The sequence below is a fragment of the Pandoraea capi genome (genome assembly GCF_902459735.1).
GTDB classification, from domain to species: domain Bacteria; phylum Pseudomonadota; class Gammaproteobacteria; order Burkholderiales; family Burkholderiaceae; genus Pandoraea; species Pandoraea capi.
The window spans coordinates 1-13,877 of the sequence record NZ_CABPRV010000004.1; the positions used below are offsets into that span (position 1 = coordinate 1).

The window sequence follows — 13,877 nt, forward strand, 5'->3', positions numbered from 1 at the left end:
CTTCTTCATGTTCGTCTTCTTCTCCGAAAACGAACTTTACTAGACTCCGGCTGGCCCTGTTTGCAGGGGGCAGGTCAGGACGGCGGCACCTTATGCGCTTGGCGACCGGGCTGGACCGGATGGAGAAACTGGACGTGTAGCCTTAGCGATAGCGATTTGAAAAATCTGATGCACGTGCTCGGGTGGCTGCGCGGTAACGAATTTACCCACCAATGGCCCGAACCGGGGATGCAGGAGAGCGCGGCATTCAAGGTGACGCGCAAGGTGGAAAAATGACGTTTCACTAAACGCTCCACCAGCTCAGCCTCCTAGCAACTACTCCAACATCGAACTCTGCGCGGCAAGTGAGCATACAGACGTGATATTTGAAAGGTTTGATCGAATCGAACTGGCAGCGTCAGATCGACTGACTCGCTTCGGCCAGTTTCACCACGTTCGACATCACTCTCTGGATCGTCCACAATCCGGAACTGCGAGCCATATATGGCGAGCTAGACAGATTCAACTTACCTAACAAACATTAAAATCAAATGACATCTTACACGCAGTCAGTAAAAAACAAGGCTAGGCACATCGTTATAAGTAACGCCATTTCAGCACTCACGAAAAACCGAACGTCGTCTACATTGACACCACGCTCATACGTTCGCGCCGTAAAAGATCATATCCTCAACGCGAAAAATCCACTGGACACCAAAGTGGCGAACAATTTATCCAACAGTACAATTGAGCGATGGGAGTCATTTTACGACTCAATTATTCAATCAAGAACTGCCGCAAACCTTAAGATTGCCTATCTTTCGGGTCCAAATCCAGAAAATGATCTAAGAGTTTTTTGCGAAGCGGGCGTTCTTCCAGAAAATATCTGGGCATTTGAGTCCGAGAACTCAACGTATTCCGAGGCAGTAGTATCGGCTCTCAGTTCCGAATTCCCATTCATAAAAATAATCAATGGTGGACTGGACGCATTTGTGGAGGCATCCCCTCAACGCTTTGATATCATTTATTTGGATTTTTGCGGCCCACTACCAAACCGAAATAAAAAGCAAAAAACATTAACCGCACTTACTCGGGTTCTTGCCAAACACTCACTCAATTCGCCGGGAGTTTTGATAACAAACTTCTCTCTGCCCACCGAAGAGCAGGACTCCAATGGCCGTATGCTATTGGCAAAACTAGTTGCTTGCTACTTGTATCCCAAGAGCTTTATCGAGGGCGAAGATTCGGAACACGACTTTAGCGAAGGTCCGGTTGCGCTCGGCCTTGATCCAGACCAGTGGTACGAAATGGTTCTATCCAATCTTGATCATTACTATAGCCAATTTGTAACTCGCCTGCTGATGGATCACGCAAGCCTTATATCCCCTTACAACAGATTCCCAAAAAACAACTCACTATTTGGCAAGTTTTTTGATATCAAAGATGATCCCCTACTAAAAAAGAAATTAGAAAATCTATTTCATTTCAATGAAACGCAAGAAGATGAGATTGGCGGCGATGTTATTGCTGATTCAGGCGAATATCCCCTCCTCTGGACGCTTGCCGCACTCGACAAAGGATTGAATAAAAAAGACTCGAATTACCCACAATTTGTATTCACGGATGAAGAGTTCGCAAAGTTTGCCGATCTATTTATTTCTCAATTGGATATTGACGGAAACAAGAAAAATCTCATTGACAGCTTAATGCGACTATCATTTCTCTTGTCCGAGGGAAGAGATCAGGAAAATTTCTTGTCCGAAAGATTCAAGAGCATGTATAAATCGCATAAATTTTCAGATTTCCACCAATTCTGCGATCTCGTCTTGTTTCATCAGTCGATCGAGGCTTTATTCAGGCAAGTGGCAACGCCGTACCATGTAAATATAGAAAAAACTTTGCGGTGGAGCTACAAAGCCAAGGACACCCCAATGTTCATGGATATGATTATATTGGACGAGTGTCGATATCTTTACGACTGGATGCCCACAGTCGATATGTTCTCGGAAGCAATCAAGAATCCAGAGCGGCAACTGGCTTATCGTTTTGCACTGGATGGCGTCGCAAAGCACCATCGCTGGTATAACGCAGAATACTTTTCCGGCACGGCGATTGTCGATCAATTCACAAACGGCTTTAAGGCCAAGACGTTACAGCCGCGGCAAATGATTGAAGACGATCTTTGAGTCGCAGCAAAGGAACAGCGATCTTTTTTGCTTCAGCGAGGGTGGACGTCGCTAGGCCGTTTTTCCGGAATGGTGAGTTTCGGCAGTGGGCGATCACAGCCACTGGCAACGAACAGTCGCCCCGAGACTTAATCTGACTTTGCCCGACAGATTAGGTCTCGGTCTATATACGTGGATCAACACGCATAGGCGGCGCGACAAGAGGATCCGTTCCAAACACGCGCCATCCTCTTCACTCGCCCACTTTCCGGCACCATTCAGGAAGACGACATCTCCTGTGTCTCGGCCCTACGCTCAACAGGCGACTAAGTCATCTCAAGTGAGGTAAGAAGGATCACGCCGCCCAGGAAACATTCATTAGCCCCCCCCCCCGCCAAATCGGTTCGCGCGTCTTGTCTGCGTCCCTACGCAAACACCTCTCAGGTGCGTCAGCGAGGCGACCGCCCACAGTAGGCAGGGGCCGTGCGCTGCGAACGAGAACGGCTGCGGCAGCCAGCGTCAGGTCGACTGACTCGATTAGGCCCCCCCCAACTGTGCAATTGGCAGGTCGTTTGTGTGACGGCTTCAGCTCCGGCATCATCTTCGTCGATTAACCGCGGCCCCTTCATCAACCACATTAAAGCGCGGCCATTGAGCCGGGCTTTATTCATCCGAATAGAAGATCGCGCAGTACCCGAGCACGGGAGGGCCTGAACATCGGCAGAAGCAACAGCGCCGTTGCGGAATACCTCGATTTCATGTCGGAAAAAGCTCGACAGCGTGCAGCCCGACGTTACAGAGGGAGGGTGTAGCGCGCCGAGGCGATATCATGTATACCATCACGATCAAAAAATAACGTTTCCGGGGCAATATATGGCGGCCAAAACCGGCTGGACTACTGCAGAACTTGATCCTCGAAAAATCCAGCTAGACCTTCTGAATCCACGGATCGAGCTGAGTACCAACGCAAGCCAGGCAGAGATCCGCCTCAAACTCTTGACGCTTGAGGGCGTTCTGGAGCTAGCCCGAGGCATCGCCAAGAATGGTGGTCTTTTTCCTGGAGAGCGCGTGATCACGGTTGAAGAGGACGGCAAGCAGGTCGTGCTCGAAGGCAACCGCCGGATCGCTGCTTGCCAGATGCTTCTTAAGCCGTCCCTGATCCCAGCGGAGTTTGCCGACCGGTTCCCCGTTGCCAATGCTTCGGTCAAAGCAGCTTTGCGGTCCATTAGCGTTGACGTTGCACCTAACCGTCAAGCTGCCGACCCCATCCTGCAGAAGCGCCACACCGAACAGGGAGCAAAGCCGTGGTCTCCGGTCGCCAAGATGCGCCGCGCGGTGCGCATGCTCGAACGCGCATCCATCGAGGACGTTGCGGAGGCACTAGGCACGACCGCAAGCGCAATTCGCAAGCTCGTGAAGCCCTATCGTCTTCTGCAATACGCACTTGGCCTCGATACATGGACGGCCGACGAGCGGGCTGCTCTCGAAAACGAGAAACTCGTAACCACCCCGTACACACGCTTCTACACGCTCAAAGACACTCAACGCATCTTGCGCCTGTCTTTCGATGCCGACCAGAACCCAGTCAGCGAACTACCGCCCGACGTTTTTCGCGAACAAATGACGGCGATAGCGCGCGACTTTTTGCTTCCGGATCCAGTCAGAGGCCGCCCTCGACATGACACGCGTACCCAACCTCTCGACTACTTCGACGGGTTCCTGAAAACGCCCGAAGGCAAGGCAGCGATAAATGCGCCAGCCACGCGCAAGGGAGTAGCCTTACCGACTAGTGCGTCACCGGCAACCCCGACTACGAGCTCACCGACCGCGCAACCTGCCTCGCCGTCCCCCGCGTCCCCTTCGCCAGCAGCCGGCGCTGCAAGGCCGAAGGCACCCAAAGCATCTGTTTTCTTTGAAAACCTTGAATGCCACGTGGTCGACGATAACCTCATAAAGCTCACTCAAGAAATCAAAAGGATCGACCACACAAAGCTGCCCATCGCCGCGTCATTGATGATGCGAGCGCTTTTTGAGTGCGCGCTGGTGTACAAGATCAAACGGGCGAAGAAGTGGGGTGAACTCATCAAGCAGGCTCCGAAAGCAGGTTGGGATCCAGGGCTTGGCGATCTAATTAATTTCGCAAAGAACTTTGGTAACGGGGTCTTCGCAGAAAACAACATCTGCAAGGTTCTCGGTGGCCACCATACGCAACAGGCGAAACAGTACCTCGACGCAATGACTCACATCAAGTACCAAGGCATCGACGTGAATGCCCTGGAGACGTATGCAAATCATCTGCGCGGAACGATAAAGTATATTTTGGAAGACAATTAACGATGGCCAGAAGAAAGAGCCCCCTCCCTCGCAACGAGCCCATGAGCCCACTGCGCTACCCCGGTGGAAAGGCCCGTCTCGCGGCATACGTAAGCGGCGTGATTGAAGAAAACTACCTGAATGGCTGCACTTTTTATGAGCCATTTGCCGGCGGCGCCTCTGTTTCGTTGGAACTGCTGCGACTGGGATTCGTCAGCGATGCGGTACTCGTCGAAAAGGATCCGCTCGTTTACGCGTTCTGGTGGTGCGTATTCAATCAGACGGACTCTCTCTGCGCAGCTGTCGATACATGTCCTGTCTCGATGGAAACCTGGCTTGAGCTGCAGCCTACCCGAGACATTGCCAACCCCGCAGATGGCCGATATACGCTACTTCAGCTTGGGGTGGCTGGTCTCTTTTTTAACCGTACCAACTTCTCAGGCATCATTGGTGCCGGTCCGATTGGCGGCGAAAGTCAGGCGTCCGAGTACAAGATCGATTGTCGATTCAACAAGGAAAAGATTATTCGGCAGATTCGAGCGGCCGCTGCATTCGCGGGGCATGTCAGCGTCCACTGGGGCGACGCAATATCGTTTATGCGGGCCAACACTGAGCAGCTTGCCACGGGATTCGCGTTTGTCTATGTCGACCCACCTTACTATCAACAGGGGCGCAAACTCTATCGCCATCACTATGCGGATAGCGATCACGCAGAGCTCGCGGCGTTTCTTCAAAGCCAAGGCTATCCCTGGTTGCTGAGCTACGATGACCATCCTCGAATTCGAGAGCTCTACGCCAATAACACGGTTCAGCCGATCTACCTCGATTACAACGTCAAGTCGAGCCGCACGGCACAGGAACTCGCGATATCGAACCTTGTGATACCCGTCCCTGTCTATGATGGAACGCCGCAGCTACACGCTGCCGAAGTCGACGCCATCTCACCCATCGTTAGCGACTAGTTTCAGCCGCCCGTTTTCGCGACCTAAGTGGGATCCAGATTGGCATACCGCTTCAGGTCGCGCTAAGCCTTGCGCCACGTCACCGCATCGCAGCAACTTCTGGAATCTGCCAGCCCCCCCCCTCAAATAGCGCGCTGGTTAACAAGCGCAAGCGAATGATTTCCCGTCAATAGCTCTGAACATCTTGTGCGCGCACGACCTTCACAAAGTGGGCCTATAACGCGCTGGAAATCGGCATGACCAACAAAATTACCTGGCAGGCACGCTCTTGAGCGAGTGAAGAAAGAGGCATCCAACGCCTGGGTCGGTCACGCAACAACTCATGCTCCGCAGGACTGACGGCCTACCAAGGGCTCAACCGAGCGGCAAGGCCCAGTACCTCGCCGCACGCCGTTTACCGGACGATCACCCCATCAGTCCGACCAACTCGTCAGCCTTCAGGTGAGTGTAGCGAGAGAGCATGCGAATATCCTTGTGCCCACTGATCACCGCCAGTTGAATCGGGTTCAAGCCTGCACGAGCATATCGGGTGATTGCCGTGTGGCGAAGATCATGAAAACGCAATCCTTCGATTCCTACACTCCGAACGAGACGGATAAATCGGCGCTTCATCGCCTCCGCGCTCATCTGGAACACCAGCCCGTCGCCCTGCTCTAGGCCGTCCAGCGCGGCAATCGCTTTGGTCGATAGCGGTACGTCACGAGGAAGACCATTCTTGGATGTATGCAAACGGGCAACCTTGCGCGACAAATCGATGTCCGCCCACTTGAGCGCAGCAATTTCACCTTGCCTCATGGCGGTGGCTACAGCGAAATCGATGACTGGCCTAAACTCCCCCGCCTTAGCGGACAATTCCTCTTCCTCGTCCTCGCTGAGAATGCGGTCACGATGCGGCGGACTTTTCGGCCTTGCGACCTTGCACTCCGGGATGGCACAGCTCCATTCCGCCCTAGCTCGATTGATGGCGGCAAAGAGCAAGTTCATTTGACGGGCAACGGACCCCGGCTTGACCTCTTTCAGCCGCGCATCTCTCCACGCGGCCATGAACGCAGCATCCACGCCAACGAGCGGCGTTCGCACAAAATCATGCTCTCGAAGCCATTCGTTGATCTTCAGAACCTCGATCCACCCGCCGCGATGGTCCGGACAAACGGTATCCCGGTATCGCCGCAGCACGTCCGCTAAAGTGTTCAGACCGCCCGGCTGCGGCTTGTTAGGCTTCGGTAGCTCCCCACGATCCAGCGCCGCCTCGGCGGCCCTTACCCACTTTTCGGCGTCCTTCTTCTCATGGAAACTCCGCGTTTGGGTGGGTGCCCCCTTCCGCCGCACCTTTGCTTGAAATGTTACTGCACCACTTTTCGCTACATACTTGCTAATCGTTCCCATCTACGGTCATTTCGCGTCAGGGGTCCTGTACGCGTCCTATGAACGCAGAATCCACCCGGAAAGGTGCGTAGCTATTTGGTCTCTCACGTGCCTTCACACGGCAGGGGTCACAGGTTCAATCCCTGTACCACCCACCAGATTCGAAGGGCCGACGATACGTCGGCCCTTTTTGCATTCGGCGTTCGCTTTTGCAATAAGCGTATCGAACGCCACCATGAGCCGCCATCGTCTCATCCTGCCGCGTCCAGAACTCCAGGCCCGCGACTTCACCTCGCTCTCCCTCCCGGATTCGCATCCTTTCAGCATCTTCAAGCTTCCGCATTAGCATCACCCCGTCTCAGAGCAGCCGCGCCACCCCCAAGAAAAAATTTGTCGACGCTCACGAGAACGCAGCCTCGCACCGGAAATTCGCTCGCACTCTTCTATAGATTTTATTTATAGAAATTTTCCAGCGATCGCAAAAACCCGCACCCACACCCACGAGCGCGCCCCTATCCCCCGCACCCCCGCCCCACCCTGCGGGGTTTTCATCGAAGTTATGGGCACTTCCATGGCAGTCTTATATAAGACCCAAGCATTCACATTACGAAAAGGCATTTCAGTTTTGCCCCCGACCCGTGTCACAATCGAGGAAATTAGTCATGGCTAGCGGACTGTCACCCCAGTCGGCGGCGTTCCCCCACCTTTTCCTGATTCTTGAATCCGAGACCAGCGATGAGTACGCAGCAACCCAGCATCATCTACACCCTGACCGACGAAGCTCCGCTTCTGGCCACCGCCTCCTTCCTGCCGATCATCCGCACGTTCGCCGCTCCGGCCGGCGTTGCGGTCGAGACGAGCGACATCTCGGTCTCGGGCCGTATCCTCGGTGAATTCCCCGAATTCCTCACCGAAGAACAGCGCGTGCCGGACAACCTCGCCGAACTCGGCCGTCTGACGCAAGACCCGGACACGAACATCATCAAGCTGCCGAACATCAGCGCTTCGGTGTTCCAGCTCCAGAGCGCCATCAAGGAACTCCAGTCGAAGGGCTACAAGGTGCCGGACTATCCGGAAGACCCGAAGACCGACGAAGAGAAAGCCATCCAGAAGCGCTACTCGAAGTGCCTCGGCTCGGCCGTGAACCCGGTCCTGCGCGAAGGCAACTCGGATCGCCGCGCACCGCTGGCCGTCAAGAACTACGCCAAGAAGCACCCGCACAGCATGGGCGAGTGGAGCATGGCTTCGCGCACGCACGTCGCGCACATGAAGCATGGCGACTTCTACCACGGCGAAAAGTCGATGACGATCGACAAGGCCCGCGACGTCAAGATGGAACTCGTCACGAACAGCGGCAAGACGATCGTGCTCAAGCCGAAGGTCTCGCTGCTCGACGGCGAAATCATCGACAGCATGTTCATGAGCAAGAAGGCACTGTGCGAGTTCTATGAAGAACAGATGGAAGACGCACGCAAGACCGGCGTCATGTTCTCGCTGCACGTGAAGGCCACGATGATGAAGGTCTCGCACCCGATCGTGTTCGGCCACGCCGTGAAGATCTTCTACAAGGAAGCCTTCGAGAAGCACGGCAAGCTGTTCGACGAACTGGGCGTGAACGTCAACAACGGTCTCGTGAACCTGTACGAGAAGATCGAATCGCTGCCGAGCACGCAACGCGAAGAGATCATCCGCGATCTGCACGCCTGCCACGAACACCGCCCGGAACTGGCGATGGTCGACTCGGCCAAGGGCATCTCGAACCTGCACGCACCGAACGACGTGATCGTCGACGCCTCGATGCCGGCCATGATCCGCATCGGCGGCAAGATGTGGGGCGCCGACGGCCGTCCGAAGGACACGAAGGCCGTGATCCCGGAAAGCACGTTCGCCCGCATCTATCAGGAAATCATCAACTTCTGCAAGACGAACGGCGCGTTCGACCCGACCACCATGGGTACGGTGCCGAACGTCGGCCTGATGGCGCAGAAGGCTGAAGAGTACGGCTCGCACGACAAGACGTTCGAAATCGCCGAAGACGGCGTGGCGAACATCGTCGACATCGCCACGGGCGAAGTGCTGCTCTCGCAGAACGTGGAAGCCGGCGACATCTGGCGTATGTGCCAGGTCAAGGACGCCCCGATCCGCGACTGGGTGAAGCTCGCCGTCAATCGCGTGCGTAACTCGGGCATGCCGGCCGTGTTCTGGCTCGACCCGTACCGTCCGCACGAAGCCGAACTGATCAAGAAGGTCGAAACGTACCTGAAGGATTACGACACCAACGGTCTCGATATCCAGATCATGTCGCAAGTGCGCGCCATGCGTTACACCCTGGAGCGCGTGATCCGCGGTCTGGACACCATCTCGGTGACCGGTAACATTCTGCGCGACTACCTGACCGACCTGTTCCCGATCATGGAACTCGGCACCAGCGCCAAGATGCTCTCGATCGTGCCGCTCATGGCCGGTGGCGGCATGTACGAAACGGGCGCCGGCGGCTCGGCACCGAAGCACGTCAAGCAACTGGTGGAAGAAAACCACCTGCGCTGGGACTCGCTCGGTGAATTCCTGGCGCTGGCCGTCTCGCTGGAAGACCTCGGCATCAAGACGGGCAACGCCCGCGCCAAGATCCTCGCCAAGACGCTCGACGCCGCCACGGGCAAGCTGCTCGACAACAACAAGGGTCCGTCGCCGAAGACCGGTGAGCTGGACAACCGCGGCAGCCAGTTCTATCTGTCGATGTACTGGGCGCAGGAACTGGCCGATCAGAAGGACGACGCCGAACTGGCCAAGCTCTTCGCACCGCTCGCCAAGCAACTGGCCGAGAACGAGAAGGCTATCGTCGGCGAACTCACCGACGTGCAAGGCAAGCCGACCGACATCGGCGGCTATTACAAGCCGGACTTCGCCAAGCTCGAACAAGTCATGCGTCCGAGCAAGACGTTCAACGCCGCACTGGCCAGCGTCGCGAAGGCCTGAGTCATCAGGTCATCGCACCGCATTACCGGGCAGTCTTCGTGACCGCCCGGTCGCAATGAGGCAGACGGAAGTCGGTCGCGCTGCGAAAGGCAAATAAAAACGCCGCTTCGACAAAAATCGAAGCGGCGTTTTTTTGCGTCAGCCCTTAGTGTTAGCGGTTGACCTGCTCCTTCGATTGCGTGAGCGCCAGCACAGCGCCCAGGGCGAGCGCCGCCGACACGCAGTACATGCCCGCGTTGGTGCTCTGCGTCACGTCCTTGAGCCAGCCGATGACGAACGGGCTCACGAAGCCCGCGAGGTTGCCGATCGAGTTGATCATGCCGATGGCCGCAGCCGCCGAGCCACCGACGAGCAGCGCGCTCGGGTACGTCCAGAACACCGGCATCGTCGCGAGCATGCCCGCCGTACCGACCGACAGCGCCACCATGGCGAGCGGCACATTGTTGCCCCACACCGTGCTCAGGTACAGACCCACGGCACCGGCGAACGACACCACCGCGAAGTGCCAGCGACGCTCACGCGTGCGGTCCGAGCTACGCGCCACGGTGATCATGCTGACGACGGCGCACGCATAGGGAATCGCGGTCAGCAGACCGACGTCCAATGCGCTCTTCACGCCGCTGGCCTTGATGAGCGTCGGCAGGTAGAAGCCGATGCCGTAAAGACCCATCATGCAGCAGAAATAGATCAGCGCCATGCGCCACACGCGGCCATTCGAGAACACCGACGCCACCGTTTGCTGCGCCTTGCCCGCGCTGTCCTGCGCGATGTTGTGTTCGAGAATCGCCTTCTCGTCCTCGGTCAGCCACTTCGCAGCGCGAATGCCGTTCGGCAGATACATCAGGGTCACGACGCCCAGAATCACCGACGGAATGGCTTCGATGAAGAACAGCCATTGCCAGGCCGCCCAGCCGCCCACGCCGTTGAATGCCGCCAGAATCCAGCCCGAGAGCGGGCCGCCGAACACACCGGCGATGGGAATGCCGATCATGAACAGCGCGTTCATGCGGCCGCGACGCTGCGCCGGGAACCAGTAGGTCAGATACAGCACGATGCCCGGGAAGAAGCCGGCCTCGGCCACGCCGAGGAAGAAACGCACGAGGTAGAACTGCGTGGGTGTCTTGACGAGCAGCGTCGCTGCCGAGAGCACCGCCCACGAGATCATGATGCGCGCGATCCAGCGACGCGCACCGACCTTGTGCATGATGATGTTGCTCGGCACTTCGAAGAAGAAGTAACCGATGAAGAAGATGCCGGCGCCCAGACCGTACACGGTCTCGCTGAACTGGAGGTCGTTCAGCATTTGCAGCTTGGCGAAGCCGACATTCACACGGTCCAGATAGGCCGCGACGTAACACAGGAAAAGGAACGGCAACAAACGCCAGGTCGCTTTTGCGTAGGCTTGCGCCTCGATCTCGCGCGTATGCGCGTTGGCTTTGATACCGCTAGCGATAGTACTCATGGTCTCCACTTCGAACCTCGGCTGCCAGGCAGCCTGAATTGACTGCAACGCTGCACCCGGACCACTCGCACCGATCACGCTGCCTTACCGACTCGACCGCTCTGAAGACCTCACGATTCCCGTCGTACGAGAATCGATCCCGCGGGGTCCGGAGGCATTGTCTCCGGACGTCGCGCGCGGCCCGCAAGCCGTGACGCAACGTTTCTCACCCTGCCATCCCCTCTTGTTGTTGGGAGGCCGACGCGGATTGTAAACCATAGGACACCGCTCGATCTGGAACGCTTCCTCAGTCTTTGGGCGAATGACGAAAGCCAGGACGTGGCGAAGGGGCAACCCTTCGCCATCACCACGACGCGCGCAATCCGCTCGACACTGCCGCCGACGCTGAGATCAGCGCCGACGTGCACGTAAGGCGACGACGACGAATACCCCCACGACCGCCGCCACCGCGCCACACAGGAACACGGCGCGATAACCGAAAGGGTTGGCGACCGCACCGGCGAGCGGCCCGGTCGTCAGAATCGCGATGTCCTGAAACGCGGCATACGTGCCCAGACTGGTGCCGCGACTCGCGGCCGGCGCACGCTTGACCACTTCAATCCCCAGCGACGGGAAAATCAGCGACGCGCCCGCACCTGCCAATGCCGTGCCGAGCAACGCCAGCCACGCCACCGGCGCCTGCCAGACGACCAGCAAGCCGATCGCCTCCACCGCCAGCGACACTTGCGCGACACGCAGGTTACCGAAGCGCTCCGGCCAGCGTCCGCCGATGAGTCGCATCAGCACGAACGCCAGACCGAATGCCGACAGCGCGACAGCGGCCCCCGCCCAGCGCGACGCCTCGAAGTACAACACCACGAACGCCCCGACCACCGCGAACCCGACACCCTGCAACGCGAGCGCGAGCCCCGGCAGGAAGACGATACGCAGCACTTCCGCATACGGCAGCCCGCCACCCGCCTGATGCGCCGGCGCGACCGCCGGAATCCGCGAGATGACGGCCCAGCCGGCCAGCGGCAACAGACAGATCGCGATCGCCACGCCGGTCAGCGCCGTCGGCCCATAGAGCGCGAGTCCCAGCGGCGCGCCCACGGCGAATCCGCCGAAAACGGCAGCGCCTGTCCACGACATCACCCGGCCCGACTGTTGCGCGCCGAGGCTGGCAATGGCCCAAGTCAAGGTGCCGGTAATGCAAAGGCTTTCGCCCACGCCAAGCAGCAGACGCGCCACCGTCAGTACCGCCAGACGCGGCTCGGGAGCAATTGTCAGCCAGCTTGTGGCGAGCAGGGCAATGCCGGACAGCCCGACGAACGACAAGCCGCGCACCAATGCAACGCGCGCACCGCGCTGGTCGGCGGTGCGTCCCGCAAACTTGCGAGTGAGCACCGTGGCGAGCGACTGCACGCCCACCGCAAACCCGACGACGACGTTGTGATACCCCAAGGTGTTGTGCACGAACAGCGGCACGACGGAGAGCGACATGCCGATGGTCAGGCACGCGAGAAAAACGTTTAACGAAAAGCGCACGAGCAACGCCGTAGCGTTGGGCGGCGCGGTGGCCACATGATTGGCCGATGCAGCAGAGGACGACATGCGAGAAGACTCCATGGGTTGCCGGGAGACGCTGGACAACGAACGACAAATGGCGGATACCAGACGCCGACCGGCGGACGAACAACCGCAACCGGGCATCGGTATCGAAACGTACAAATCGGGGAGACGGCGCTTGTGGCGCTCAGAGAATCCGGCGCAGCGCTGAATGGGCTGCCCGGTCGTTCACCGGCGAACGCACGCCCCTCGACCGACGTGCCGGATCGTCCGGCCGCTGTCGCGGAGAATGCGTTGTTTCACGTGAACGCTTACGTGACACCAGCGAACGTTCTGCCGATGCCAAAAATCTGCAACCATTCTAGCCACGCATGTTGCGTTGCGCAAGAGACGTACACAGGGCGTGAAACCGGCGTCATCCAAGGCCCTCGTTTCAACGAATGGCGGGCGTCACGGCATCACGGTATCGACGCCGGCCGCATGAAGCAAGGCAACGGCGAGCGGAATCATCAGCAGCACACCGAGCGCGTTGAACGTCGTATGGAAGATGGCAAGTTTGATGGCGGGATCGGCGGCATAGCCCGTCCACGACATGCCGGTCGCAATGGCGCGGATCATCCACGGCAACAGCAGTAGCGCGACGGCCGCCGCCACCACCTTGAACGCGACGTGCGCCATCGATGCGCGCCGCGCGTTGGGCGTGGCGCCGATGGCAGCGATTACCGCCGTGTCGGTCGTGCCGACGTTCGCGCCGATCACGACCGCCGCCGCACCCTGCGCGCTCAGCAGACCGTTCTGCGCGGCCGTGAGCATAATCGCCATGGCCGCCGCCGACGACTGCACGATGCACGTGAGCACGAAGCCGACAACCACTTGCAGCAGCACATCGAGCGGACCCTCGCCATCGGGCAGACGGATCATGCCGGCCATACCGATGAGGAAGATGCCGACGCCCCCGGCCAGAATACTGACCGCCTTGACGATTTCACCCATGCGACGCGTTCCCCGGTGAGAACGTGAATCGAACGTGGATCGAACTTCGTAAGCCCTGCCGCAGCCCCCTCGTCAGTCCGGTCATTTCTGACCGAGCGCAATGCCTGCGTTGCG

9 protein-coding genes are annotated in these 13,877 nt (G+C 58.0%); 5 read left to right on the forward strand and 4 right to left on the reverse strand.

From position 1 onward, the window contains the following. The 4 genes from PCA20602_RS25825 to PCA20602_RS10150 form a co-directional block, all read left to right on the forward strand. A partial coding sequence (locus tag PCA20602_RS25825; RefSeq protein ID WP_217432401.1) for a hypothetical protein occupies positions 1-276 on the forward strand: 276 nt, incomplete at its 5' end. 254 nt (positions 277-530) lie between these two features. Beyond that, the gene (locus PCA20602_RS25830) at positions 531-2,165 is read left to right on the forward strand and encodes a hypothetical protein (protein ID WP_217432403.1); all 1,635 of its coding nucleotides are present in this window, start codon (positions 531-533) and stop codon (positions 2,163-2,165) included. Positions 2,166-3,017: 852 nt separating this feature from the next. Then, on the forward strand, positions 3,018-4,478 hold the full coding sequence (locus PCA20602_RS10145; protein ID WP_150721135.1) for a hypothetical protein: 1,461 nt from the start codon (positions 3,018-3,020) through the stop codon (positions 4,476-4,478). Positions 4,479-4,519: 41 nt separating this feature from the next. Then, positions 4,520-5,419, forward strand: coding sequence for a DNA adenine methylase (locus tag PCA20602_RS10150; protein WP_217432405.1), 900 nt, complete (start codon positions 4,520-4,522; stop codon positions 5,417-5,419). 405 nt (positions 5,420-5,824) lie between these two features. Here the strand turns inward: PCA20602_RS10150 and PCA20602_RS10155 are convergent, their stop codons facing one another. Next, complete coding sequence (locus PCA20602_RS10155) at positions 5,825-6,805, reverse strand: site-specific integrase (protein ID WP_150721137.1); 981 nt, start codon at positions 6,803-6,805, stop codon at positions 5,825-5,827. Between the two features lie 714 nt (positions 6,806-7,519). Between PCA20602_RS10155 and PCA20602_RS10160 the strand changes: the two genes are divergently transcribed. Then, entirely contained in the window at positions 7,520-9,760 is a 2,241-nt protein-coding gene (locus PCA20602_RS10160; protein ID WP_150721138.1) for an NADP-dependent isocitrate dehydrogenase, read from the forward strand. 151 nt (positions 9,761-9,911) lie between these two features. On the opposite strand, the gene PCA20602_RS10165 is transcribed toward PCA20602_RS10160, so the two are convergent. From PCA20602_RS10165 to PCA20602_RS10175, 3 genes are all read right to left on the reverse strand, one after another. Next, positions 9,912-11,222 (reverse strand): MFS transporter, encoded by a 1,311-nt coding sequence (locus PCA20602_RS10165; protein ID WP_150721139.1) that lies wholly within the window; start codon positions 11,220-11,222, stop codon positions 9,912-9,914. Between the two features lie 390 nt (positions 11,223-11,612). Further along, the gene (locus tag PCA20602_RS10170; RefSeq protein ID WP_150721140.1) at positions 11,613-12,815 is read right to left on the reverse strand and encodes an arabinose transporter; all 1,203 of its coding nucleotides are present in this window, start codon (positions 12,813-12,815) and stop codon (positions 11,613-11,615) included. A 405-nt stretch (positions 12,816-13,220) separates the two neighbouring features. After that, a complete protein-coding gene (locus PCA20602_RS10175) occupies positions 13,221-13,763 on the reverse strand; it encodes a Na/Pi symporter (protein WP_150721141.1) in 543 nt (180 codons plus the stop codon). Positions 13,764-13,877: the final 114 nt, after the last annotated feature.